Below are 25,059 nucleotides of genomic sequence, written 5' to 3'. Positions count from 1 at the left end.
GGAATCCAAAGATCAGAGAAGTTGTTGCTGCATTCTTCTTACGCGGTCTTCTAATTGTTCAGAAGACATGTTTTCACGCATACTGTCTACTTTTATCGGAAAGCAGAATGGCGTTAATTGTTTTGGAAACTGAATGGTGATTTCTCCGTTTACAATTCTATCTAATGCATTTCTCAAACGTATCTCTTCCATTTGTTGGTCAAATACTTCCTGGTAAGCCTGTCTTAGTAGAAGATTGTTGGGTTCGTAATCGCTGAATACCTTAAATAGGAGAGAAGCAGATGATTGGAGATGCCTTGCTTTTTTCTGTTCTCCCGGATATCCCTGAAATACAAGACCACCGATCACTGCAATATCCCTGAATTTTCTTTTGGCCATTTCTATAGAGTTCACGCTTTGCGTAATATCATTCAATAAGTTATCGGTACTGAATAATTCTTTTGCATTACTGTCATCCAGGGGTATGGGCTGATCGCTTAAAAGTTCAAATCCATAATCATTCATTACAAATGAAAAAGTAATGGGTATCAATCTACTCATGCGCCAGGCAAGTAAAGCGGCCATGGCTTCGTGTACCAGTCTACCTTCAAAAGGGTATACGAATAAGTGAAATCCATCTTTGGTTTCTATGTGTTCAATGAGCAGCTCATTTTCTTTAGGTATGTGTGATAAAGATTCCTGAAGTTGAAACAAAGGTGCCAGTGCCAGTAACTCAGGTTCGCCGGAATTAGTGTGTAGGGCTCTATCAAAAGTTTTACGAAGCATTAGTCCGAGATTGGCACTCAAAGGCATACGACCACCCATCCAGCTTGGTACAATTGATTTTTTTGATGTGGATGGTTTTACAGTAACTGTCATCTCTTTGATACCTATCAGTTCTAAATTCCTGCCGGCGAGTGTAAAAACATTGCCAGGTTCCAGTCTGCTGATAAACCATTCCTCGATTACACCAATGAATTTTCCGTTCATGAGTTTTACTTTCAGCATGGCATCACTCACAATGGTGCCAATATGCATACGGTGTCGCATAGCAATTCGCCTGCTTGTTATTCTGTAAACTCCGTTGATGATTTCTACTTTTCTGTATTCATCGTATTGCTGAAGGGCAAAGCCTCCCTGTGTAATATGTAAAAGGGTGTCTTGCCATTCCTGATCCTGTATATCAGCAAAACAATAGGTGCTTTTGATTTCCTGCAATACTTCATCAGCCCGAAATCCTTCGCTGATGGCAAGTGTACATAAATATTGCAAGAGCACATCATAGGCAAGGAGTACCGGTTCCCGGCTTTCAACAGTACCGGATTTAGTAGCTGCTTTTAATGCCGCGGCTTCTACCAATTCAAGGGAATGGGTAGGTAGAAAATATATGCGGCTCATTTCACCGGGCCGGTGCCCGCTTCTGCCCGCACGCTGTAAAAAACGTGCAACACCTTTTGGTGAACCTACCTGTATCACTGTATCAACGGGTCTGAAATCGACCCCCAGGTCGAGACTAGCGGTACATACCACTGCTTTTAATTTCTGTGTGTGTAAAGCATCTTCCACCCATTCTCTCAGTTCCTGTTCAATACTTCCATGGTGCAAAGCAATAGCACCTGCCAACTGAGGGGCAATTGACAGAATGGTCTGATACCAGGTTTCTGTCATACCCCTTGTATTAATAAAAATCAATGTAGTGTTGCTTTCCTCAATGATGGGAATAATTTTTTCTGCCAGCTTGATGCCCAGATGTCCAGCCCATGGGTACTTTTCTATCTCATCGGGTATGATTGATTTTATTTCAATCTGCTTGTCTACTTTCGCACGTATAATAATACCCGTCTTCTTCAGGGGAGATAATAATACATCTCTGGCTTCTTCAAGATTACCAATGGTGGCACTGATACCCCAAATCGATAAAGGTTGCTGCTGTAATGCTGACAGAGCTGCTAACCGGGATATAGCAAGTTCAACCAATACTCCTCTCTTTCCTCCCAGCAGTTCATGCCACTCATCTATTGCAATAATTTGCAAAGGTTTGAAAAGTTCAGGATACCCTTTTTGTGCGAGTAGTAAATGAAGGCTTTCCGGTGTAATAATTAATACTTCCGGTGTATTTCTTTTTTGCCTTTGTCTTTCTGCAGTGTCTGTATCACCATTTCTTATACCCACTTTCCAAGGAATGCCTGTTTCTTGAAACACTTCTTCCATCGAACGGCCGATATCTTTTGCCAGTGCACGAAGAGGTGTTACCCATAAAAGTTGTAATCCATTTTTCTTGGCAGATTGAAAATCATCAGGGTATTGATTGATATACCTGATCAGGGCACCTAAAAAAACAGAAAATGTTTTACCGCAACCGGTAGGGGCATTCACCAATCCACTTTTACCATCAATGATATGGCTCCAGGTTTCTTCCTGAAATGCGAAAGGGTTGTATCCTTTCGAAGACAACCAGGTCTTTATTACTTTATAACCAGGTGTATCTGTAAGCTTCATTTTCCGTACAATGCCAATAATTGTTTTAAATCCTCTAATGTATTGATTTCATCAGGCTTTTTATCGGTCCGCCATCTGTTTATTCTGGGAAATCTCAAGGCTACACCACTTTTATGTCGCTTTGAAGCTGCAATTCCTTCAAATGCAATTTCGAATACCAGTTCAGGTTTTACAGTTCTCACAGGTCCGAATTTTTCTACTGCATTGTTTTTAACAAAAGTATCCACTGCTGTAAACTCTTTGTCTGTAAGACCTGAATATGCTTTTGTAAAGCTCACCAGTTTGTCACCATCTTTTACAGCAAAAGTATAGTCGGTATAAAGATTACTTCTTCTGCCATGCCCCTTTTGTGCATAAATCATAACAGCGTCGATGGTTAATGGATCAATCTTCCATTTCCACCAGTCACCTGTTTTCCGTCCTACATGATACATACCCGATTTTCTTTTTAACATCAGTCCTTCCGCCAACCTGCTTCTTGAAGTATCTCTGATAGCTGTAAGTTCTTCCCATTTAGAAAAAGCGATGGGCTCGGAGAGAAAAAGGAATCGGTTATCGGTGAAATCCCGGATCAGTTTTTCAAGCAGCATTCTTCTTTCCACTGTAGGTAAATGCCTGATATCTTTACCCTCCCATTCAAGCAAATCGTAGGCAAAAAATGCAACGGGAGCTTCCTGAAGTTGTTTTTTAGATATGTTTTTTCTTCCGATTCTTGTTTGTAATATACTGAAGGGTAAGGGTATACCCTCTTTAGCCGGCATGATCTCACCGTCTAAAACAGTTCCATCAGGCAGCAATGAAACAAAAGACTGGTATTCGGGAAACTTATCGGTCATGAGTTCTTCTCCACGGCTCCATACATAATGTTCATCATTTCTTTTAATAATCTGTCCACGTATACCATCCCATTTCCATTCGACCAGCCATTCTTCCGGTGCGCCTAATGCTGCTGCTGTTTTATCCAAAGCATGCGCTAAATAAAACGGATAGGGTTTTGAATCATCCTTGCTACCTGTGTTTTCCTGAACCAGTGCTTCAAAAGAAACAAGGCTGGGATCCCAGTTTCCACTTATCCGATGGGCGATCAAAGAAGCATCTGTATGGGTAGCTTTGGCCAATGCATTTACCATCATTTTCTGTGATACACCTATCCTGAATCCGCCTGTAATCAATTTATTGAATACAAATAATTCATCCCTGGATAATTGTTTCCAGGCATCAGTAATCAATGATTTTTTATCTTCTTCAGTTTTATTTTGTAAACCAATGAGTAATTCAATGTAATAATGAAGTGGTTTATTATCCTGATCAGCATCATTAATTGGTAATAATAAACCAATGGTTTCAGCAAGGTCACCAACGGTATGATAACATTCTTCAAATAGCCAGTCTTTTGTTTCAGTTAATTCAATGCACCATTCTTTCAGTTGACTGGTTGAGATAGCCCTTTTGGGTCTCCTGCCACTGAAAATGGCAATTACCCATACTTTATCTTTAGGATCGGCAGTTGAAAAATAGGCAGAAAGGGTATTTAGTTTTTCGTTGGTGGCTGTTGAACTCCCCAATGCTTTTACCAATGATGCAAATGCTTTCATGCTTCGTCTGGGTTTTCAGTCAACAATAGGTCCTCCTCTCCATAAGCTGTTTTTACTTCAGCAGCCTCAATACCTTTTTCATTAAGGTAGCGGCTTAATACCGACTGAAAGCCATGGGTAACAAATACTTTGGAAGCGCCCGTTGCTTCAATGGCGCTAATAAGTCCTTGCCAGTCTGCGTGGTCGCTGAGTGCAAATCCTGCATCTGTATTATTTCTTCTGAAATTTCCTCTCACCTGCATCCATCCGCTGCAAACCGCCGTTTTGTAGGGATGAAATTTTTTCATCCAGTTACTCTCTGTAGCACCGGGAGGTGCAATTACAACGGATCTGTTGAATGATGATTTGGGTATTTCAGGCGTAACCCTTTGCACGTTCGGAAGCGGAATACCATGATCCTGTAATACCTTATGTGTGTTCCAGATGGCACCATGCACAAAAATACGATCTGTTACAGGGGTAATGGCCTGTAACAGTCTCTGTGCCTTGCCTAAGCTGTAAGCTATCAGAATACTTACTGTATTATTCTGTTGGTTATTACTGATCCACTGTCCGATACTGTCGAACATTTTTGGCTGTGCTTCCCATTGATAAATGGGTAAAGCAAAAGTAGATTCTGTTATAAATGTATGACACCGGATGGCTTCAAAATTACCGCTGAGTCCGTCGGCTTCAGTTTTATAATCGCCACTTATTACGCAAATTTCTCCTTTATACTCTACCCTGATTTGGGAAGAGCCGATGATATGACCAGCAGGATGAAGCGAAATTTTCACTCCGTTTTTATAAACCGGATCACCCCATGCGATTGCCTGGGCATTGATATTACCCAAACGTAACCTGAGAACAGGGAAAGTATCTGCATGACACAGATAATGGGCTGATCCCCAGCGGGCATGGTCACTATGTGCATGCGTAATAACAGCATGGTTAACAGGACGCCAGGGATCTATATAAAAATCTCCGGCACTGCAGTAAAGCCCATGATCTGTAAAACTGATGAGTGACATTCCTGTATATTATATCTTGTAAAATGGTAATTGGCAATTTTCAAATAGCATACCTGATGTAGCTATTCATAAATATAAATAGAATGCCTGAGTCATGATGAAAGCTTATTAGCTGCGGAAGGTATTTTTGATTGCCTGCATTTGTCGGAGCAATATTTCACTTCATCCCATACCTTTTCCCATTTCTTGCGCCAGCTGAAGGGGCGCTTGCAGGTGGTGCAAATTTTTGTGGGTAAATGTGCTTTATTGCCTTTGAAAGATTTCACAGTAACTACAACAACCGGGAATTTATTTTGTTGTGGTAGGGGCCACTAATTAACAGAGCGTATCTGGCCATCTATTTTACGGATATAATACAGTTTTTTATTTTCGAGGTAATCTACCGCTTTTGTATCACTGCTATAAGGCTTTACAGGCTGGATGTCAAAGTCGTTGAAAAGCTTGTAGCTTTTATCGTTACTATTGGCAATGAGTTTACCCTCATATTTAATGAGGAGTTTTGTGAAATGATACATGGCTTCGAAACCTTTAAATACCATATCACTTGGTCTGCCAGAAAATTTATTTCGGTACGTATTCGTAATGTCGAGTCCGAGTTTATCGGTTCTTATAAAGTGGTAGGGTGTTGTATAAATGATTTCAATATTTTTATCTACGCCTTTCAGAGCATCCCAGGTAGGCATACCTACAGCTATACTTCTATATCGTTTAGATTCACTTAGGGATTTTACGAGGTTAATGCCGAAAGTTTCATTCAATGAACCACAGATTACGATATTCTGTTTATTGCTATCAAGATAACTGATTATCTGACTGGTTGTAAAACTGTCTGTTAATTCGATGGTTTTAATTTTGAGGGGCACTGTCTGTGCTTCCCTCCCGATATTATTGAAGGTAGATTGTATCATATCCTCTACAGCCCCTTTTTTTCTAAACATAGTAAGGTTACTGGTAGGATATACCCGCTGCAGGTATTTATATATACCTTCCAGGTGCGTTTTTAAAGTAGGGTTTATGAGTATGAAGTACGGATTTTCGGTAATGCCGGCATCATTTGGGTAGGTGTATGATAACAATGGTATTTCATGCTCCAGTGCAAAATCAGCCAGTGGTTTTATTTCTAAGCGGTTATTAAAGGATGCAATGATAAGCGAAGCCCCAATGAGGGCAGAATCAATAACGGGATTGCTGATACTACCATTTATGGCTTTTGAATCATAGAACAATACTTCTATCGGAGCCTCTTCCTTATTGAGTGAATCAACAGCCATCATGATACCGTTATAAAAATCAAGCCCTGGCATCATATACCTTGGTAAAATCTGGTTTCCGAGGCGGTAATTACCATCTTGCGTAAAGGCAGAATCCAGGTATACAGGGGCAAATACGGCAATCTTGTACACCCTGGCATTTACCTGTGCATTTGTATTCACTGAAAAAGAGGTGAATAACAGAATAGATAATATGATTTTGATGCAATGACTCATTATCTGATAATTATTCCCACTCTATGGTTGCAGGAGGTTTACTGCTGATATCATAAACCACCCTGTTGATGCCTCTTACATTATTAATAATCTCGTTAGACACATGCGCAAGAAACTCATAAGGCAGGTGAGCCCAGTCTGCAGTCATGCCATCAACAGAAGTTACGGCCCTTAATGCTACCGTGAATTCATAAGTACGTTCGTCACCCATTACGCCTACACTTTTTACGGGTAACAGGATGGCGCCTGCCTGCCACACCTGACTATAAAGGTTATGCGATTTTAATGCTTTAATATAAATATCATCAGCAGCCTGAAGTAGGGCCACTTTTTCAGCTGTTACTTCTCCCAATATCCTGATGGCAAGACCCGGGCCAGGGAAAGGGTGGCGGTTAATCATATCTGCCGGGATTCCCATTTCAAGCCCCACTTTTCTTACTTCATCTTTAAAAAGGTAACGTAAAGGTTCTACCAGATCAAGATGCATGGTGTCGGGTAAACCACCCACATTATGGTGCGATTTAATGGTTTGTGATGGACCATGTACACTAACGCTTTCAATTACATCCGGGTAAATGGTACCCTGCCCGAGAAATTTTACACCAGCTACTTTTTTAGCTTCTTCCTGAAATACATCGATAAATAAACGGCCGATTACTTTTCGTTTGGCTTCAGGATCTGTTTTATCCTTGAATTCATCATAGAACAAGTCTTTCGCATCGATACCGGTTACATTCAGACCAATGGTTTTATAGGTATCCAATACCTGTTGAAACTCATCTTTTCTCAATACACCATTATCAACAAATATGCCGTGTAATCTGTTGCCAATTGCTTTGCTGATTAAAGTTGCGGCCACCGTACTGTCTACACCTCCGCTGAGTGCCATGATAACATGATGGTTGCCAATCTGTTTTTTCAGTTCTTCAACAGTTTCATGAACAAAAGAAGCGGGTGTCCAGTCCTGGCTACAACCACATATGTTTACCAGAAAATTATGGATAATCTTTTTGCCTTCGGTTGAATGATATACTTCCGGATGAAACTGAATGCCATATAATGGGCAGGTATCAGTAGTCATTTTTTTGAAAGCTGCCACAGGAATACTTTCTGTAATGGCCGTAATCTCAAATTCATCCGGAAGAGTTACTATGGAATCGCTATGACTCATCCATACCTGTGATCCTTTCGAAATACCGCTGAGGAGCTGATCCTCTTTCAGCACTTCCAAACGCGCTCTGCCATATTCTCTTTTATTGGATTTATCAACCCTTCCACCAAAATTTTTAGCTGTTAACTGGGCACCGTAGCAAACACCGAGTACTGGTATATGCTGAATCATATCAGCGATATCAACATTCGGAGCATTTTCCTCATTTACACTAAATGGCGATCCACTCAATATGATACCTTTCAGACCCTTTTCATAGGTGAATTCCTTATGAAAGGGAATAATCTCACAATAAACATTTGCTTCACGTACAGCGCGGGCAATTAATTGGGTATACTGGCTGCCAAAGTCGAGGATGAGGATCTTTTCTGTCATGGCGCAAAGGTAAATGAATTTTCGGTGGTACTCAAGTCGTATCAGTGGTCATAAAATCCATAGGAATGGCGTTGGATTGCGTAGGGTTTTCAATATTTTCGGGGTCTTAAAACAATCATATGAGAAGCTTTTTGGTGGCTTTGGCCATTTTATTAATGGCAGGTTCCTGTGTTTTTATTGATCGGGAAACTGTATCGGGTAGTGGAAATATTACTGTAGAAACACGTACAGGATTAACAGCTCACCGCATAAAGCTGGCAGGTTTTATGGATGTAGAACTCACACAGGGCAGTGGTACAGCTGTAAAAGTGGAGGCCGACGATAATTTACAGCCATATATCATCACTGAAATGGAAGAGGGGGTGCTGGTAGTTAAAATGAGGAGTAATATTCGTTTTATCAATAGTGAAAGACTCAAAATATATATTACTACCGACCGTCTGGAACAGCTTACTTTATCGGGTTCAGGAAATATTACGGGTACCAATAAATTTACCGGTGCAGATCACCTGAAACTGCGTGTATCAGGTGTAGGCGATCTGCAACTGGATTTAAATACTCCCGAACTGGAAGCTGAAATCAGCGGCAGTGGGTCACTGTTACTTAGCGGGGAAACAAAGGATGCTAAAATTCAGATTAATGGTGTCGGCGATTGTAATGCAGAAAGTCTTAAAGCGGAAAACGCATCCATAAAAATTGCCGGAAGCGGGGATGTGAAACTTTTTGCTGATAACAGGCTTGATGTTACCATACGGGGCGTTGGGTCTGTTTACTATAAGGGATCGGCTACCGTATCACAAAAAATAAGTGGTAGTGGTGAAGTTAAGCGCCTGGAAGAATAAAAGCATCGTCAGGTAATCCACAAGGGTTACCTTTTTTATATAAAGTAATTAATCTGACTACTCTGTTATTTTGATAGATAAAGTGGAATTATGAATTGGAAAGAAAGGATTTTATTGATTTTGATGGCCAGTGTAAACTTTACCCACATCCTTGACTTTATGGTAATGATGCCCCTGGGTAATTTTTTAATGCCATATTTTAAGATTACCCCAGGTCAATTTAGTGTGATTGTAGCTTCTTATAGCATTAGTGCGGCGGTATCCGGGTTTGCAGCTGCCTTTTTTGTAGACGGCTACGATCGTAAAAAAGTATTATTGTTTGGTTATACAGGCTTTGTAATAGGTACCATTTGCTGCGGCATTGCCCCAACCTATTTATTATTACTGGCGGCCAGAATTACGGCCGGATTATTTGGCGGATTGATTGGTGCCCAGGTACTGAGTATTGTAGCGGATAGTTTCCCTTATGAGAAAAGAGGACAGGCAATGGGTATTTTGTTTTCCGCATTTTCACTGGCATCTATTGTGGGTGTGCCGGCTGCTTTATACCTGGCAGGTTGGACTGGCTGGCATACGCCCTTTCTAGCCATTGGTGGATTGGGGGTTATCATCATTTTACTGTTAAGCAGGTATTTACCTGCAATGTCAGCACATATTCATGGAGCAAGAACCAAACCTGTTACGATGTTAAAAAATGTAGTCAGCAGTCGTAAACAACTGGTAGCATTGGGTTTGTCCGGCGCGCTGATGCTGGGGCATTTTCTCATTATACCGTTTCTGAATCCTTATATGGAATTTAATGTAGGATTTACAGATACACAGCGTAATATGATTTATATGGTAGGAGGACTGGCCACTTTCTTTACTTCACCCCTGATCGGAAAACTGGCCGATAAATATGGCAAGCACAATACTTTTATGGTTTTTGCCCTTATTTCATTGATCCCTATTTTTCTTATTACCAATATGCCTGCTATCAAATACTATTATGTTTTAATGGTTACAGGCATCTGGTTTGTACTAAGCACAGGCCGGGGTATTCCGGCACAGGCTATTATCAGTAATGTAGTACCTGCCGAGCAACGCGGAAGTTTTATGAGCTTCAACGGATCTATTCAGCAGCTTTTCTCAGGTATCGCATCCCTGATAGCCGGTGCCATTGTAATCAGTAAACCCGATCATACCATTGTACATTATTCATGGGTAGGTTACCTGAGTATTGCCATTGTATTATGCTCTGTATTTATTGCCAGAAAGTTATTGCAGTATGAAAAAGCGGGGTAGAAAATAGCTGATAGTTCATGGCTTATAGAAAGCAAAGTTTTTCTATAGACCATGAACTATCCGCCATTAGCTTACTATCTAAGTTTAAAAACCGGATACCTCATATGTGCCGGTTCGTAGTAGGGAGATTGTCTGTAAACAAAATCGAGTTGAGCATTTGCATTGGCAGCAAATTTTTCATCTGCTTTTTTCCTCGCTTCAAGTTCTGCTCTTACCTCAGGATGTTCTGTAAGATATTTAGCTGCCACATCTTCCCAACGATAATTGCTATAGCCTTCTTTTTGCTGGAGAATAGCGTCAAAAAAATTCCATGAGAAATAACTGTCATCTGCACCAGGCTCTAAGGTTTCAATCAGAAAGCGGTCTGCTGCCTGTCCGGTATAAATCATATAATCTCCTTTGAGAAACTTAATTTTCTGTATTTGGGTAATCATTTTTATACCGGACTGGCGGTAATGCTTTTCAAAAGCGCGTGTGGCTGTACGGTAATCACTTAGTCTGGATACTTCTACTTCAATTACTGTATCGTTTTTTAAACGCTGCATGATTACACTGTTAAGGGCTAATCTTTCAATTACTTCATGCCAGCCTTGTGGAATGATATAAGCTTTCGGTTTTGTGACCAGTTGTTCTCCGACGAAATAATTAAAGTATTTTATATTTTTTGTGTATGGCTTTGACCTGTCGTAATAGGTTCTTTTCATGCCTGTTACCTCACTTGTTTTCTGCCCTGATTCGTATCCGAGAAAACGGATCATATCGAATCGGGAAGTGTCGACTCTGTAGGTAAGTGGAAATTCCTGCTGCTGTCGGACAGCTTCAATGGCTTTTTTTCTTGTAGACTTGATAGCTGCCGCCTGTTTGGTTGCTTCTTCCAGAAAAGTCTGCATCAGCGAATAAGTACTTTTTACTCTTTGTTCAAAGGGCTTCAGCATATGTGTTTCAGGCATGAAAGCCATGGTTTGAAAGAGGGTTGCATAGCCACTGCTGTATCGTGGAGGGTCATAAAACGCAACCCAGTTTCGTTCAGGGTTCCCGCCCTCAAAACTTACATAGGGAACCAGTGGCCATTTTTTTTCTTCCATTCCTTTGTATAAAGAAGGTTCAAATACATCATGCAGGTATTGACCTAATACAGAACCAAGTTTATTATGCTGTGAAGTGAGCAGCGTCATAGTGTGTTGATAGTCTGCGCCATCACTCACATGATTATCTACCAGTATATCTGGATTCAGGAACTGAAATACCCGGGCAAACTCTTTGGCCTCACGGCTATCGCTTTTAATAAAATCTCTGTTCAGGTCAAGGTTTTGTGCATTACCCCTGAAACCATAACTGAGTGGCCCTTCCTGATTTACACGGGAAAAAGCGGTTCTGTTTAAACTGCCCCCGATATTATAAATAGGAATAATTCCCAGCACTACGTTTTCCGGGGCTTTTATTTTTCCGGTAACAAGGTCGCGTAACAACATCATACTGGCATCAATTCCATCAGGCTCTCCCGGGTGTATGCCATTGTTTATCATAATCACCACCTTATTATCCTTGTGCCATTGAATAGGATCATGTTTTCCGTCGGTACTGAATAAAATCAGGTGCAGGGGATAACCGGCATCAGTCATTCCAAATTCCCTGATCCTGATACTGTTAAAGGCCGCATCCAGTTCTTTATAATAACTGATACACTGTTCATAAGTAACGGTTTCTTTACCGGATGTTTTTTCAAAAACAGTCTGCCATTTCTGGGCAAATAATGTCGTTGACAGGAATACTTGTAGGAGAAGCAGTATTTTTTTCATTACTTTCAATTTGAAAATTTATTCAAAGTAATGGAAAACCTGCATAGTATATTACTGGTTGAGGATGAAGCTAAACTCGGACAGATTATCAGAGATGAGTTAAAACGGCAAGGTTATGTAGTTGATCTGGCTGTAGACGGCAATGAAGCGGAAAGTTTCTTTAAGGCGAAGACCTACTCAATTATTTTATTGGATGTAAACCTGCCTTATAAAAGTGGTCTTGAATTATGTAAAGACTTCAGGGCTGCCAATAAAACCGTACCCATTGTAATGCTGACAGCCATTGGTCAGATACAGGATAAAGTGGAAGCTTTTGATCTTGGTGCCGATGATTATCTGGTAAAACCATTTCATTTTGAAGAATTATTTGCCAGGGTAAAAGCATTACTAAAGCGGACCGATAAGCCCGCCGACGACGAAAAAATTATCGTGGAAGACCTTACGATTGATATGAGAAATAAATCGGTAGTGAGGGGCGATCTGCAAATTAACCTCACAGCTAAGGAATTTACATTGCTTACTTTACTGGCACGTAACCGGGACAGGGTTATTTCAAAGCAGGAAATTCTCGAAAAAGTATGGGATCTGAGTTTTGATACCGGAACCAATACGATTGAAGTATACATCAGCTTTTTGCGTAACAAGATTGATAAGCCTTTTGAACATAAACTGATTCATACAAAACCCGGATTTGGTTATTATATCAAATAAATAAAACCTGGGATGAGTTTTAAACTCCGATTTGCGCTGCAGTTAGCCTCAGCTGTAGCAATTATTTTGCTGATCTGCTTTCTCAGTATCTATTTTCTATATGCTGATTATCGGCAACAGGATTTTTATAACCAGATGCGCTCAGAAGGTATTCAGGTGCACAATCTGATATCAAAACTTGCAGGTCAGGATCAATCACTTGAATTCGTAAGGGAAGTGCGTAGTAGTAGTACAGGAAAAGAAATTACTTTTATTGATTCTAATTCGCATATTCTTTTCTCTATTCCGCAAATACCTGATACTACTGGTTTTTATACCCTTTTTCAAAAGAGGAACGTCAGTGAATATAAAGAAACAAAGGGTGATCGTCAGTTTATGGGTATATACCTGGCGAAAGAAAAAATCCGGATAATCATATCCGGTGTTGATGAAGCCGGATTAATGCGCCTGAAAAATCTGAAGCTGATTTTATTGGTTGTGTTTGGTATTGCGTTGATCATTACCACCTCCATATCTTTTTTATTCAGTAATCAGGTATCTCAGCCATTGATTGCATTGAGTAAGCAAATGGAAACCACTTCAGAAGTTGACCTGCGAAAACGTATTCCTGAAAATGCAACTTTCTCAGAAGTTAATCTCGTAGCAAAAAACTTTAATTCAATGCTGGAGCGGTTGGAAAGAACTTTTGAGTTTCAAAGAAGCTTTGTACATCATGCTTCTCATGAATTGCGAACGCCGCTGGCAACCATGTTATCACATACTGAATCGGCACTTACCAACCGTTTATCAGAAGAAGAATATCGTATTGTGCTGGGATCGTTGAAGCAGGATCAGGAACGGATGATTGAACTAACCAATTCATTGTTACTCATTTCACAATTTGAACAACAGGGCTTTGATCAGTCATGGCCCATTTGCAGGGTAGATGAAATTCTGTACGACAAAATTAGTATTAACATGAAGATGTTTCCGGATATGGGTATTTCACTGGTCTTCCTGAATACGCCTTCTTCTGATGATGACCTAACGATCAGGGGCAATGAAGCGCTTCTTAAGTCGATGTTCAGTAACCTGATCAGAAATGGGTATTATTATTCTTTCAATAAAAAGGTAGAAATATTGCTGGAAATTACAGCTGATAAAATATTGGTTCATGTGGACACCAGGGGCGAACATTTGAATGAAACTGAGCGGGAGAAAATCATGATGCCTTTTTTCAGGGGAGAATATGCAAGAAGGAAAAAAACAACCGGTGCGGGTCTGGGACTCACCATCGTTCAGCGGATTCTGAATATGCATCGGGGCGAGTTGCGTTATAAGCCAATGCCAGGTCAGGTTAACCGGTTTACAGTGGTTTTACCCAAGGCGGTAACGATAACATCCTTGGATACATAAAAAAACCAGCCCATTGGGCTGGTTAACATTATATGCTAAAAATCCCTTGAGGATTAAGCGGTTGTGTTTGCTTTCTTAGCCAGTTTGCTCTTCAGGTTAGCAGCTTTGTTTTTATGGATTACACCACGCTTAGCTAACTTGTCGATCATAGAAACTACGTCAGGCAACTGCTCTGTATAAGCCTTGGCATCTGTACCGGCTTTCAGTTCACGAATGGCGTTACGGGTTGTTTTACCATAATAACGGTTACGATCGCGACGCTTAGCAGCTTGTCTCACATCTTTCTTAGTAGCTGAATGATTTGCCATGTTCTGTTTTTTTCAGGACGGCAAAGGTAAGGACTGGAACCCAAACATGGAAATTTTATTTAAAAAAAGTCGGAAAGTCTGAAAGTCCGTAAATCCGGGAGCTATTTCATGTGTTTTCAGTTCATAATAACAGGCTTTTTCCAAAAATCATCCCGCCGTCCGGACTTTCCGTCTTCCGGACTATTTCCTTTCAAATTGGTTAAAAATTAGGCATTTTTTCTGCCTTCAATGACCGATATTTGCCAACCTGTTATTAAAATAAGTCGAATACTATCTACTCATGAAGGATTTTTCGTATATCACAAACTCGCATCCAGCTTATATTGAGAGTCTTTATCAGGAATTTGTTCAGAACCCGGAAGCCATTGATCCCGATATGAAGAAGTTTTTTGAGGGCTTCGATTTTGCGATCGCCAATGGATCTGGTACAGCTTCAGGTTCAAACGGACAAGCTTTACCCGCAACGGATGGTATTGACTGGATGAAAGAGATCAAGGTATACAGATTGATCCTTGGTTACAGGAACAAAGGCCATTTACTGGCAAAAACAAACCCGATCCGTCCCAGAAAAGACAGAGGCGCCAATCTTGGGTTGTCTTTTTTCGGATTGTCGGAAGCCGACATGAATACCACTTATCAGGCCGGTAACCTTATTGGTCTGGGTGCTACCACGTTAAAAAATATTCTTACACACCTGGAGCGTTGTTATGCTTCTAATGTGGGTATTGAGTTTAAATATATCAGTGATCAGAAAAAAATAGACTGGCTAACCAATGAAATGGAACGCCAGTTTACACAACCCTTATCATTGGATAAGAAGAAACGCATTCTGGAGAAATTAAACCAGGGTGTGATGTTTGAAAAATTTCTTCATACCAAATATATCGGGCAGAAACGCTTTTCATTGGAAGGTGGCGAAACTACCATTGCCGCACTGGATACCATCATTAATACGGCTGCCAATAATGAAGTACAGGAGGTGGTTATCGGCATGGCCCACAGGGGTAGACTGAACGTACTTGCAAATGTGATGGGTAAAACCTATGAGCAGATTTTCAGTGAATTTGAAGGTACAGCAGTGATGGATCAGACCATGGGGAGCGGTGATGTAAAATACCATATGGGTTATGGCAGTGAGATCCAGACACCAGATAATAAAACCATCCATCTGAAGCTCATGCCTAATCCTTCACACCTGGAAGCAGTTGATCCGGTAGTAGTAGGTTTCGCAAGGGCTAAGGCAGATGTTTTATACAATAGTGATTACGACAAAATTTTACCGATCCTTATTCATGGAGATGCTTCAGTAGCCGGTCAGGGTATTGTTTATGAAGTTTTGCAGATGAGTAACCTACGTGGATATTATACAGGTGGAACCATTCATTTTGTAATCAATAACCAGATTGGATTTACTACTGATTTTGATGATGCAAGAAGTGCCGACTATTGTACATCTATTGCAGCCATGGTGCAGGCACCCGTTTTACATGTAAATGGCGACGATGCAGAAGCCGTGGTAAAATGTGCTGAGATTGCTACCCGCTACCGTCAGGAATTCAATTCCGATATTTTTATTGACATGGTATGCTACCGCAAACATGGACACAATGAAGGCGATGATCCTAAATACACGCAACCACAATTGTATGCACTGATCGATAAGCATCAGAATCCGCGTGAAATTTATACGCAATTTCTGATACAGAACGGCGAATCAGATGCACAACAACTGGCCAAGGAAATGGAGAAGAAATTCTGGGCCGATTTACAAGAGCGCCTGGATGAAGTAAAACAAAATCCATTGCCCTATAAATATCAACAACCAGAGCTTGTATGGAAAAGTTTAGGTAAGGCTACCGAAGAGAGTTTTGACCAGTCGCCTGTTACAGCTATAGCTGAAGCAGAGGTAAAACGCCTGTTTGATAAATTAATGAACTGGCCTGCTGATTTCAAACCATTGAAGAAAGTTGAAAAACTTTTACAGGATAAAATCAAACTGCTGGAAGCTGAACAGAAAATCGACTGGGCTACTGCTGAACTATTGGCCTATGGTTCTATTCTGGTGGAGGGTAATGTAGTTCGTATGAGTGGCCAGGATGTGAAGCGTGGCACGTTTAGCCACCGACATGCCGTATTACGCGATGAACAAAGCAATGAGGAATACAACCGACTGAACTATTTCCAGGATAACCAGGAAAAATTCCGGATTTACAACTCCTTACTGAGCGAATATGGGGTACTTGGCTTTGAATATGGATACGCCATGGCTAATCCTAATGCACTAGTAATATGGGAAGCTCAATTCGGCGATTTCTGTAACGGAGCCCAAACCATGATTGATCAGTTTATTGCCGCTGGAGAGCAGAAATGGCAGAGACAGAATGGTGTGGTAATGCTTTTGCCACATGGTTATGAGGGACAAGGGCCGGAGCATAGCAGTGCAAGGCTGGAACGCTTTCTGCAAATGTGTGCCGAACTGAATATGGTGGTTACCAATATTACTACAGCAGCCAATCTGTTTCATGCATTGAGGCGCCAATTAGCATGGAACTTCCGTAAACCTATGATTAATTTTTCTCCTAAAGCCAATCTGAGGAATCCGGGTACATATAGTACTGTTCAAGACTTTACAAATGGTGGTTTCAAGGAAGTGATTGATGATGGCTTTGTACAGGACGCTGCCCAGGTGAAAAAGGTATTGCTTTGCAGTGGTAAAATATATTTCGAAATGGCCGACCAGCAGTTAAAAGAAAACAGACAGGATATTGCCATTGTGAGGCTTGAGCAATTGTATCCCTTACCACATAAGCAACTGGAAGCATTGCATAGAAAGTATAATAAAGCAACCTGGTTCTGGGTACAGGAAGAACCTTTGAATATGGGAGCAGCTTCCTTCCTGCAGATGAACCTGAAGAATATCAATTTTGGTGTGATCAGCAGAAATGCAAGTGCTGCCACTGCTACCGGATATGCAAAAGTGCATGCAGCAGAACAGGCTGAAATCATCAGCACCGCATTTGGTATTTAATTATTGACATAAAAGATTTGAATTTATAATTATAAACAGGTAATTCCGATGATCGAGATAAAAGTACCAACAGTAGGAGAGTCCATCAGTGAAGTGACATTGTTAAAATGGACCAAAAAAGATGGCGAGTGGGTAGATCGTGATGAAGTGATTGCAGAACTGGAAAGTGAAAAAGCTACTTTCGAAGTGAATGCAGAGCAAGCGGGTATTTTAACCACTGTTGGTAAAGAAGGAGACACCCTTAATATTGGTGATGTACTGGCTAAAATTGATGAAACAGCGGCCAAACCCGAAGGACAATCAGCTCCAAAAGAGGCCCCTGCTGCAGCACCTGTTGTGAAGAATGAAGCGCCGGTAACAGCTGTGCCGAACGATGTAAAAGCAACACCAGTTGCTTCAGCAATTATTGCTGATAAAAAAGTTGATCCCAGCTCCATTAAAGCGACCGGAGCCGGCGGAAAAATTGTTAAGCATGATGTATTAGAGGCATTGTCTAATCCCGGTAAAAAACCACTGGCTGCAGGTGGTGAACTGTTCAGCAGAAATGTACGTCAGGAGAAAATGAGTAACCTGCGTAAAACCATCAGTAAGCGACTGGTTGAAGCGAAGAATACAACGGCTATGTTAACCACTTTCAATGAGGTTGACATGACCCGTATTATGGAAGTACGTAAGCAATACAAAGATAAATTCAAGGAAATACATGGTGTGAACCTAGGCTTTATGAGCTTTTTTGCCAAAGCCTGCGCCATTGCATTGGGCGAATGGCCATCTGTAAATGCTTATATTGATGGCGATCAGTTAATCTATCACGACTATGCTGATATCAGTATTGCAGTAAGCACGCCCAGGGGGCTTACGGTTCCTGTAATGAGAAATGTAGAAAGCCTAAGTATGGCTGATGTGGAGAAAAAAGTTGTTGAACTGGCCGGAAAAGCGAGGGACAGTAAATTAACAGCAGAAGATTTACAGGGTGGAACTTTTACGATCACCAATGGAGGTGTATTTGGAAGTTTAATGAGTACACCTATCATTAACATACCTCAAAGTGCCATTCTTGGAATGCATAAAATACAGGAAAGACCCATGGCAATTAATGGTCAGGTGGTTATCCGTCCCATGATGTATCTGGCACTCAGCTATGATCACCGCATCATTGACGGAAGAGAAAGTGTAAGCTTCCTTGTACGAGTTAAAGAATTATTGGAAAATCCGGAACTTCTTCTTTTTGGTAAAGATCCAGTGAAGACTTTACTGGAAGTCTAATGCTTTGATTGTAAAGAAATTACTGTAACTTGATAGGACTACTATGTAACTGTTGAACAAATCAACAGTATGCATAGTGAAAGTGACGTACCTAAACCATGATGCGATTTCAGTCATATTTTAATACGGCTATTGCCCTTATTCAGGGATATAATGGTACTTCACCGCTTGTGTATTATCTCAAACAGTATTTTGCAGCTGAAAAAAAGCATGGGGCAAAAGACAGGAAATATATATCGCACCTATGTTATAGTTATTATAGGCTTGGACATGCATTAAAGGAATTAACGATAAAAGAACGACTTCGTATAGCCTTATTCTTTGCTGAGAAAGAGCCTGGTTATTGGAATGGTTTATATAAACCGGATTGGATTAAAAACTGGAGCCAGGATTTAGTAGAGAGGGTTGCTTATGTAGAACAATTATACCCGGTATTCAGTATCCAGCACATTTATCCCTGGAAAGAAGAAATCAGTGCAGGGATTGATTATGCTGATTTATGTTATGCTCAGTTTACCCAGCCCGATTTATTCATAAGGTTAAGACCTGGTAAAGAAGAACTGGTAAAGCAAAAACTAAAGTCTTCAGATATTTCATTTACAATAGTAGGAAAATCAGGTCTGGCGCTTGCCAATGGAACAAAGCTCGACAGCATTCTTCAGATTGATGAAGAAGCCGTTATACAGGATTTGAATTCACAACAGGTACAGCATTTTTTTCCAACGGATATAAATACATCTCCTGTTAAAGTCTGGGATTGCTGTGCGGCGAGCGGTGGTAAGTCGATATTGGCAAAAGATGTATTGGGGAATATTGAACTTACGGTTTCAGACGCACGCAATACTATTCTGCATAATCTTCAGGCCAGATTTGAACGAGCAAAAATCAGTCATTACCAAGCTTTTCAGGCAGATTTGTCGACATCTACCTTTAAAACCACTGAACATGCATATGACCTGGTTATTTGCGATGCTCCTTGTACGGGTAGTGGTACATGGTCAAGAACCCCCGAGCAACTATATTTCTTTGGTACAGATAAAATCACACTTTTTACAGCACTACAAAAAAAGATCAGCCAGAATATCATTAAAGCTATCAAACCTGGTGGTTATTTACTGTATATCACCTGTTCGCTTTTCAGAAGAGAGAATGAAGAAATTGTATCATTACTGTTAGCAGAAAATGAGTCGCTCGTATTAGTGAAACAGGAGTTACTGAAAGGATATCATCAAAAATCCGATACCATGTTTGCGGCACTTTTACAGGTAAAAGTATAGTGATTACATAGGTATCAAAGCACCACGCTGAATAATTCCCCCGCCGATTACATCGTTCCCTTCATAAAAAACTGCGCTTTGCCCAGGTGCAATACTTTTAACATTCTCATAGAAATGGGCGCGAATACCATTTTCACTGGTATATAAATGCGATAAGGCACCACGATCCTTATAACGGATGCGTGTTATAGCTTCCATTCCGTCACTAATGCCATCATATTTAATCCAGTTGATTTTTCCAACCATCATATCATTCTGTTCAAGGTCTGATTCGTCGCCAAGAACAACGGTATTGGTATCCGGATCAATTGCCGTTACATAAGCGGGTTTGCCCAATGCAATATCAAGGCCTTTTCTTTGTCCGATGGTATAAAAAGGATAGCCTTTGTGCTGCCCCAGTTTGTTACCGGTTTTATCAACAAACCACCCACCATTTACCTTTTCTTCCAGGCCTTCTACATTTCTTTTCAGGAAGCCACGGTAATCGTTATCAGGTACAAAGCAGATTTCGTAGCTCTCACTTTTTTTGGCCAGTTCAGGGTAACCCATATCCATGGCCATCTGACGAATATCTTTTTTATGATATTTCCCCAATGGCATCATGGTCCGGCTCAACAGTTCCTGATCAAGTCCCCATAGGACATAACTCTGGTCTTTGGTTTCATCTAATCCTTTACTGATTACGTAACGTCCGTTATCGTGTTGCCTTACTTCAGCGTAATGTCCGGTTGCGATAAAATCGCAATTAAGCGCATTGGCTCTTTTGAGGAGTGCACGCCATTTAATATGTGTATTACACATTACACAGGGGTTGGGTGTGCGTCCTGCAAGATATTCTTCAACAAAATTTTCAATGACAAAATCACCAAATTCATCTCTGATATCCAGAATAAAATGCGGAAAGCCATGATGAACCGCAGCCTGCCTTGCATCGTTGAATGAATCGATATTGCAACATCCGGTTTCTTTGGAGCTGGTTCCGCTGCTGGCATAATCCCATGTTTTCATGGTAATTCCCACCACTTCATACCCTTCATGGTGTAACATGAGTGCCGTAACGGTACTGTCTATACCGCCACTCATTGCCACCAGCACTTTTCCTTTACGGCTCATGATTGAAAATATTAGTCTGCAAAAATACGGATTACCCGTTGATCTGGTATCCTGAAAAGGTGTGGCTCTGTAGGGAGGGCTTTCGAAAAGCGAAAAATCAGACGTCAACCGCCATTAATTTGAAGGAATGACTCCAGCCATCATATACAAAACTGCAATACCTGAGTACATCACGGCCAATTATTCCATCATAAGGAGCATTGCTGTAATCGCCTTCCACGAGATCAATGGGTAGTGCTTTTTCCCGGAAAATGGGCAGGTAAAGAATACCCCTGAACAATTTCAGTTCATACCTTCCGCCAGCACCATCAATAGTGGCATCGTCCCGGTATTGGGTAAGCTGAAGTCTTTGAATGATGGTTTTATCGAGACCTGAAATATTAGAACCTGTATCAATTAATAGGCGAGTGGTAATATAAGTATGGAAGCCATTGAAGTTTTTTACATTTAAAAAAGTTTCTTCATCGGTATGAATCTCGGCTTCAATAATGGGTCCGTGATCTTGTAAAGTTGGTATGGTAAATTGTATTCCCTGCATATCTATAACAATTTAAAAGCAGTTATTCAAAAACAGAATTGTTGTTAAACCAAAATCAACTAGGGATTAAACAACGTTTAAAATTTGCGGGAAATACGGTAAGCAGGTAATATCATTTTACCGATATTTACCGAAACCGATTGTTATGATAAAATTACTGGTGATTGGAAACCTGGGTAAAGATGCTGTTCTGAATAATGTGAATGGCAGAAATGTCATCAATTTTACAGTAGCGCATACAGAGCGATATAAAGATGCGCAGGGCGTTCAAAAAGACCGTACCGTTTGGGTAGATTGTTCTTACTGGACAGACCGAACGGGTGTGGCTCCCTATCTGAAAAAGGGAACACAGGTATATGTAGAAGGAAATCCGGATGTAAGAACGTATACAACACAGGATGGCCGTAACGGCGCTACCCTTACGCTTCGGGTACTGAGTATTCAGTTATTGGGTACCAGAGGAAATGAAGGCGGTGCTCCACAGCCACAGGGTGGTTATGGAAATGCATCATCAGCACCATCGCCGGCTTATAACAGCCAGCCAGCTGTGAGTTCTCCCAATGAACTTACAGAACCTATGGATGATTTGCCGTTTTAAATAATGCTGTGAGCTTGTATACTGCAATCTTTACAAAAAGATCAGGTGGAACAGGGTGTGAACTCTTTTGCAGCCTGATCTTTTTTTATGTCTTACGGCAGTGGTTAGCATTCAGTCATTCAATAGCAAATAGCTGGTGCAGTTTAAAAGATGGATACCCATGCTTAAGTAGGTATCTTCAATTGCTTTACAACAGTTTTGTACCTTGCAGGTATGGAACAGGTTATTTCATATGAGTCGCTTTACAAGTTTACCCATGCTGTTTTTACGGCTATGGGTTGTTCTGATTCGGATGCTGTTACTGCAACCACTGTTTTGCTTTCTGCAGATCTCAGGGGTATAGATAGCCATGGTGTGGCAAGATTAAGTGGCTATGTGCGTTTATGGGATGTACAAAGAATTAATGCGCAACCTGAGATCAGAATTGTACATGAAACACCCTCAACAGCAGTAGTAGATGGGGATACTGGTTTAGGCCTTGTAGTGGCTCCCTATGCCATGCAGGTTGCCATTGAAAAAGCAAAAACAGTAGGTACCGGATGGGTAAGTGTACGAAATACCAATCACTTCGGAATTGCCGGTTATCATGCAATGATGGCGCTGCAGCATGATATGATCGGAATATCGATGACCAATGCCAGTGCACTGGTAGCACCTACTTTTTCTATTGAGCGAATGTTGGGTACCAACCCCATTGCCGTAGCCATACCTGCAGGTGAACAACCAGCTTTTGTAGCTGATATGGCAACTACCACAGCTGCCAATGGTAAGCTCGAGATTCTTCAGCGAAAGAATGAAGAAGCCCCGTTGGGCTGGGTACAGGATCAGGAGGGTAATGCTTCGACCGATGCCAATATTCTCAAAAAACAGGGCGCTTTACTTCCGTTGGGAAGCGATCGTGAACATGGAAGTCACAAAGGATATGCACTTGGCGCAGTAGTTGATATTTTCTCTGCGGTATTAAGTGGCGGTAGTTATGGTCCATGGGCACCACCTTTTCCAGCCTATGTGCCCATGCCGGAAAATATGCCGGGCAAGGGGCTTGGGCATTTCTTTGGTGCCATGCGTATAGACGCTTTTCGTCCGGCAGAAGAGTTTAAACAACATATGGATAACTGGATCACCAGATTCAGGAATGCAACTCCAGCACCCGGACATAAGCGTGTGCTGATACCCGGGGATCCTGAAAGGGCATACGAAGCTGAAAGGACAGAAAAAGGTATACCGGTTGTAGCACCTGTAGTGAAAGACCTGGAAGAAGTTGGTAAACGTTTTGGCATCAGCTTACTTAACTAACAACTGTTCTCTAAAATCCTGGTTCATTTTACATGCCTTCATTTACCTTTGCTGCTCATTTAACAACTATCTAAACCGGGAGGAGGAATTATGAAAGTAATGAAGTTCGGCGGCACCAGCGTGGGAAAGCCGGAACGTATGCATCAGGTATCTCAGCTGATTACAAAAGATGCCGAAGCCAAGATCGTGGTATTGAGTGCACTCAGTGGAACCACCAATGCCCTGGTCGACATTAGCAACAGTTTATCGGATGGAAACAGAGAGGCTGCCAAGCAAAAGATTGATCAGTTGGAAGCTCATTACCGAAATTTCGTACTGGATCTGGTAAAAACGGAGTTGTTACGCACAAAAGCCAATGCTGTTGTATCAGAGCATTTTGAGTTCCTCAATATTATACTTCGTATTTCTTTCAGTGAAGCATTGAATAAAGATATTCTTGCGCAGGGTGAGTTAATGAGTACCAAATTATTCTGTTGCTACCTGGAAGAACAGGGCATTGATCATATGTTGTTACCAGCTTTGGAATTTATGACCATTGATGCAAATGAAGAACCTCAACTTGCGGTTATTAAAACCAGGTTGAATCAGATTCTTCAGCAGCATACCGATAAAAAAATATTTATTACACAGGGGTATATCTGCAGAAACGCAAGAGGAGAGGTGGATAACCTGAAAAGAGGAGGAAGTGATTATACTGCATCGCTGGTAGCAGCAGCTATCAATGGTTCTGTCTGTGAAATCTGGACAGATATTGACGGTATGCATAACAATGACCCCCGCATTGTAAATAAAACGGTAGCTATTGAACAGCTTAGTTTCGATGAAGCTGCAGAGTTAGCTTATTTCGGTGCAAAAATATTACACCCTACCTGTATCTGGCCGGCACAACAGGAGAATGTTCCGGTAAAGTTGCTGAATACCATGCAACCGGAAGCAGCGGGAACCGTTATTACAAAAGAAGCCGGTAGTGTAGGTGTGAAAGCAGTTGCTGCAAAAGATGGTATTATCGCCATCAAAATTAAAAGCAGCCGCATGCTATTGGCTTATGGCTTTCTGAGAAAAGTATTTGAAGTATTCGAAAAGTACCGTACATCCATCGATATGATTACCACATCTGAAGTGGCCGTATCGGTTACAATAGATACCGATGAGGCCTTGACGGGCATTATTAAAGAACTGGAACCCTTTGGTAATGTTGAAGTGGAAAAAGGTCAAACCATAGTATCTATTGTTGGTAATGAGATAGCACAAACGGAACTTGTTTTGCAGAAACTCTTCAATGCCATACAGGAGGTACCCGTAACCATGGTAAGTTATGGAGGAAGCCCGCATAATATTTCATTGTTGGTGCCAAGTGAGTATAAGACCAAAACTTTACAATTATTGAACAGCGGTCTTTTTGGCCTGTAGCAATGTTAAATGAGGTTAATATTTAAGCCATCCGTTTCGCCGGATGGCTTTTTTCATGGAACTTGTTGCTTTAAAACT

Annotated in this window: 20 protein-coding genes; 10 read left to right on the top strand and 10 right to left on the bottom strand. The window is 41.1% G+C overall.

Annotation, left to right across the window (positions count from 1 at the left end):
- Window positions 1–12: 12 nt before the first annotated feature.
- The 6 genes from BC659_RS02665 to guaA form a co-directional block, all read right to left on the bottom strand.
- The gene (locus BC659_RS02665) at window positions 13–2,478 is read right to left on the bottom strand and encodes a ligase-associated DNA damage response DEXH box helicase (RefSeq protein WP_133473046.1); all 2,466 of its coding nucleotides are present in this window, start codon (window positions 2,476–2,478) and stop codon (window positions 13–15) included.
- Window positions 2,475–4,073, bottom strand: a complete 1,599-nt coding sequence (locus BC659_RS02660) for an ATP-dependent DNA ligase (RefSeq protein ID WP_133473044.1) — start codon at window positions 4,071–4,073, stop codon at window positions 2,475–2,477. Before BC659_RS02660 ends, BC659_RS02665 begins: the two co-directional genes overlap by 4 nt.
- Entirely contained in the window at window positions 4,070–5,083 is a 1,014-nt protein-coding gene (locus BC659_RS02655; RefSeq protein ID WP_133473043.1) for a ligase-associated DNA damage response exonuclease, read from the bottom strand. Before BC659_RS02655 ends, BC659_RS02660 begins: the two co-directional genes overlap by 4 nt.
- A gap of 92 nt (window positions 5,084–5,175) precedes the next feature.
- Window positions 5,176–5,349 carry a DUF2256 domain-containing protein gene (locus BC659_RS17110; protein ID WP_133473041.1) on the bottom strand — a complete coding sequence of 58 codons (174 nt, stop codon included), beginning with the start codon at window positions 5,347–5,349 and terminating at the stop codon, window positions 5,176–5,178.
- A 45-nt stretch (window positions 5,350–5,394) separates the two neighbouring features.
- Window positions 5,395–6,570, bottom strand: a complete 1,176-nt coding sequence (locus tag BC659_RS02645; protein ID WP_133473040.1) for a hypothetical protein — start codon at window positions 6,568–6,570, stop codon at window positions 5,395–5,397.
- A 10-nt stretch (window positions 6,571–6,580) separates the two neighbouring features.
- Window positions 6,581–8,116, bottom strand: coding sequence for a glutamine-hydrolyzing GMP synthase (guaA, locus tag BC659_RS02640; RefSeq protein ID WP_133473038.1), 1,536 nt, complete (start codon window positions 8,114–8,116; stop codon window positions 6,581–6,583).
- A gap of 119 nt (window positions 8,117–8,235) precedes the next feature.
- Here guaA and BC659_RS02635 point away from each other — a divergent pair, with 119 nt between their 5' ends.
- Together BC659_RS02635 and BC659_RS02630 are read left to right on the top strand one after the other, a co-directional pair.
- Complete coding sequence (locus tag BC659_RS02635) at window positions 8,236–8,958, top strand: head GIN domain-containing protein (RefSeq protein ID WP_133473036.1); 723 nt, start codon at window positions 8,236–8,238, stop codon at window positions 8,956–8,958.
- Window positions 8,959–9,048: 90 nt separating this feature from the next.
- On the top strand, window positions 9,049–10,242 hold the full coding sequence (locus tag BC659_RS02630; protein WP_133473034.1) for an MFS transporter: 1,194 nt from the start codon (window positions 9,049–9,051) through the stop codon (window positions 10,240–10,242).
- A 74-nt stretch (window positions 10,243–10,316) separates the two neighbouring features.
- Here the strand turns inward: BC659_RS02630 and BC659_RS02625 are convergent, their stop codons facing one another.
- A complete protein-coding gene (locus tag BC659_RS02625) occupies window positions 10,317–12,041 on the bottom strand; it encodes a M14 family metallopeptidase (RefSeq protein ID WP_133473032.1) in 1,725 nt (574 codons plus the stop codon).
- Window positions 12,042–12,071: 30 nt separating this feature from the next.
- On the opposite strand from BC659_RS02625, the gene BC659_RS02620 reads away from it, so the two are divergent.
- Both BC659_RS02620 and BC659_RS02615 read left to right on the top strand, forming a co-directional pair.
- Entirely contained in the window at window positions 12,072–12,752 is a 681-nt protein-coding gene (locus tag BC659_RS02620; RefSeq protein ID WP_133473030.1) for a response regulator transcription factor, read from the top strand.
- Window positions 12,753–12,764: 12 nt separating this feature from the next.
- On the top strand, window positions 12,765–14,147 hold the full coding sequence (locus BC659_RS02615; RefSeq protein WP_133473028.1) for a HAMP domain-containing sensor histidine kinase: 1,383 nt from the start codon (window positions 12,765–12,767) through the stop codon (window positions 14,145–14,147).
- A 53-nt stretch (window positions 14,148–14,200) separates the two neighbouring features.
- Here BC659_RS02615 and rpsT read toward each other — a convergent pair whose 3' ends face one another.
- Window positions 14,201–14,455, bottom strand: a complete 255-nt coding sequence (rpsT, locus tag BC659_RS02610) for a 30S ribosomal protein S20 (RefSeq protein ID WP_133473026.1) — start codon at window positions 14,453–14,455, stop codon at window positions 14,201–14,203.
- A 280-nt stretch (window positions 14,456–14,735) separates the two neighbouring features.
- Between rpsT and BC659_RS02605 the strand changes: the two genes are divergently transcribed.
- The 3 genes from BC659_RS02605 (at window position 14,736) to BC659_RS02595 (ending at window position 20,026) form a co-directional block, all read left to right on the top strand.
- On the top strand, window positions 14,736–17,483 hold the full coding sequence (locus BC659_RS02605; RefSeq protein WP_133473024.1) for a 2-oxoglutarate dehydrogenase E1 component: 2,748 nt from the start codon (window positions 14,736–14,738) through the stop codon (window positions 17,481–17,483).
- Between the two features lie 48 nt (window positions 17,484–17,531).
- Complete coding sequence (gene odhB / locus BC659_RS02600) at window positions 17,532–18,749, top strand: 2-oxoglutarate dehydrogenase complex dihydrolipoyllysine-residue succinyltransferase (protein ID WP_133473022.1); 1,218 nt, start codon at window positions 17,532–17,534, stop codon at window positions 18,747–18,749.
- Between the two features lie 98 nt (window positions 18,750–18,847).
- Window positions 18,848–20,026 (top strand): RsmB/NOP family class I SAM-dependent RNA methyltransferase, encoded by a 1,179-nt coding sequence (locus BC659_RS02595; protein WP_133473021.1) that lies wholly within the window; start codon window positions 18,848–18,850, stop codon window positions 20,024–20,026.
- Window positions 20,027–20,029: 3 nt separating this feature from the next.
- Here the strand turns inward: BC659_RS02595 and mnmA are convergent, their stop codons facing one another.
- Window positions 20,030–21,139: a tRNA 2-thiouridine(34) synthase MnmA gene (gene mnmA / locus BC659_RS02590; RefSeq protein ID WP_133473019.1), complete on the bottom strand. Its 1,110-nt coding sequence runs from the start codon at window positions 21,137–21,139 to the stop codon at window positions 20,030–20,032.
- Between the two features lie 97 nt (window positions 21,140–21,236).
- Window positions 21,237–21,677 carry a pepsin/retropepsin-like aspartic protease family protein gene (locus BC659_RS02585; protein ID WP_133473018.1) on the bottom strand — a complete coding sequence of 147 codons (441 nt, stop codon included), beginning with the start codon at window positions 21,675–21,677 and terminating at the stop codon, window positions 21,237–21,239.
- 145 nt (window positions 21,678–21,822) lie between these two features.
- On the opposite strand from BC659_RS02585, the gene BC659_RS02580 reads away from it, so the two are divergent.
- The 3 genes from BC659_RS02580 to BC659_RS02570 all read left to right on the top strand — a co-directional run bounded on the left by BC659_RS02580 (window position 21,823) and on the right by BC659_RS02570 (window position 24,981).
- Window positions 21,823–22,275, top strand: a complete 453-nt coding sequence (locus BC659_RS02580; RefSeq protein WP_133473017.1) for a single-stranded DNA-binding protein — start codon at window positions 21,823–21,825, stop codon at window positions 22,273–22,275.
- A gap of 213 nt (window positions 22,276–22,488) precedes the next feature.
- Complete coding sequence (locus BC659_RS02575; protein ID WP_133473016.1) at window positions 22,489–23,571, top strand: Ldh family oxidoreductase; 1,083 nt, start codon at window positions 22,489–22,491, stop codon at window positions 23,569–23,571.
- 90 nt (window positions 23,572–23,661) lie between these two features.
- Complete coding sequence (locus BC659_RS02570) at window positions 23,662–24,981, top strand: aspartate kinase (protein ID WP_133473015.1); 1,320 nt, start codon at window positions 23,662–23,664, stop codon at window positions 24,979–24,981.
- Window positions 24,982–25,059 lie beyond the last annotated feature (78 nt).

This window comes from Sediminibacterium goheungense (genome assembly GCF_004361915.1).
Taxonomy (GTDB): Bacteria; Bacteroidota; Bacteroidia; order Chitinophagales; family Chitinophagaceae; genus Sediminibacterium; species Sediminibacterium goheungense.
Note: the sequence above shows the minus strand (reverse complement) of the source record. Positions and strands in the feature narration are given on the sequence as shown.

Bases quoted from the DNA above. Each gene is read 5' to 3' on its own strand.
- BC659_RS02665 (WP_133473046.1), bottom strand. From the start codon at position 2,478: ATGAAGCTTACAGATACACCTGGTTATAAAGTAATAAAGACCTGGTTG.
- BC659_RS02660 (WP_133473044.1), bottom strand. From the start codon at position 4,073: ATGAAAGCATTTGCATCATTGGTAAAAGCATTGGGGAGTTCAACAGCC.
- BC659_RS02655 (WP_133473043.1), bottom strand. From the start codon at position 5,083: ATGTCACTCATCAGTTTTACAGATCATGGGCTTTACTGCAGTGCCGGA.
- BC659_RS02645 (WP_133473040.1), bottom strand. From the start codon at position 6,570: ATGAGTCATTGCATCAAAATCATATTATCTATTCTGTTATTCACCTCT.
- guaA (WP_133473038.1), bottom strand. From the start codon at position 8,116: ATGACAGAAAAGATCCTCATCCTCGACTTTGGCAGCCAGTATACCCAA.
- BC659_RS02635 (WP_133473036.1), top strand. From the start codon at position 8,236: ATGAGAAGCTTTTTGGTGGCTTTGGCCATTTTATTAATGGCAGGTTCC.
- BC659_RS02630 (WP_133473034.1), top strand. From the start codon at position 9,049: ATGAATTGGAAAGAAAGGATTTTATTGATTTTGATGGCCAGTGTAAAC.
- BC659_RS02625 (WP_133473032.1), bottom strand. From the start codon at position 12,041: ATGAAAAAAATACTGCTTCTCCTACAAGTATTCCTGTCAACGACATTA.
- BC659_RS02620 (WP_133473030.1), top strand. From the start codon at position 12,072: ATGGAAAACCTGCATAGTATATTACTGGTTGAGGATGAAGCTAAACTC.
- BC659_RS02615 (WP_133473028.1), top strand. From the start codon at position 12,765: ATGAGTTTTAAACTCCGATTTGCGCTGCAGTTAGCCTCAGCTGTAGCA.
- rpsT (WP_133473026.1), bottom strand. From the start codon at position 14,455: ATGGCAAATCATTCAGCTACTAAGAAAGATGTGAGACAAGCTGCTAAG.
- BC659_RS02605 (WP_133473024.1), top strand. From the start codon at position 14,736: ATGAAGGATTTTTCGTATATCACAAACTCGCATCCAGCTTATATTGAG.
- odhB (WP_133473022.1), top strand. From the start codon at position 17,532: ATGATCGAGATAAAAGTACCAACAGTAGGAGAGTCCATCAGTGAAGTG.
- BC659_RS02595 (WP_133473021.1), top strand. From the start codon at position 18,848: ATGATGCGATTTCAGTCATATTTTAATACGGCTATTGCCCTTATTCAG.
- mnmA (WP_133473019.1), bottom strand. From the start codon at position 21,139: ATGAGCCGTAAAGGAAAAGTGCTGGTGGCAATGAGTGGCGGTATAGAC.
- BC659_RS02585 (WP_133473018.1), bottom strand. From the start codon at position 21,677: ATGCAGGGAATACAATTTACCATACCAACTTTACAAGATCACGGACCC.
- BC659_RS02580 (WP_133473017.1), top strand. From the start codon at position 21,823: ATGATAAAATTACTGGTGATTGGAAACCTGGGTAAAGATGCTGTTCTG.
- BC659_RS02575 (WP_133473016.1), top strand. From the start codon at position 22,489: ATGGAACAGGTTATTTCATATGAGTCGCTTTACAAGTTTACCCATGCT.
- BC659_RS02570 (WP_133473015.1), top strand. From the start codon at position 23,662: ATGAAAGTAATGAAGTTCGGCGGCACCAGCGTGGGAAAGCCGGAACGT.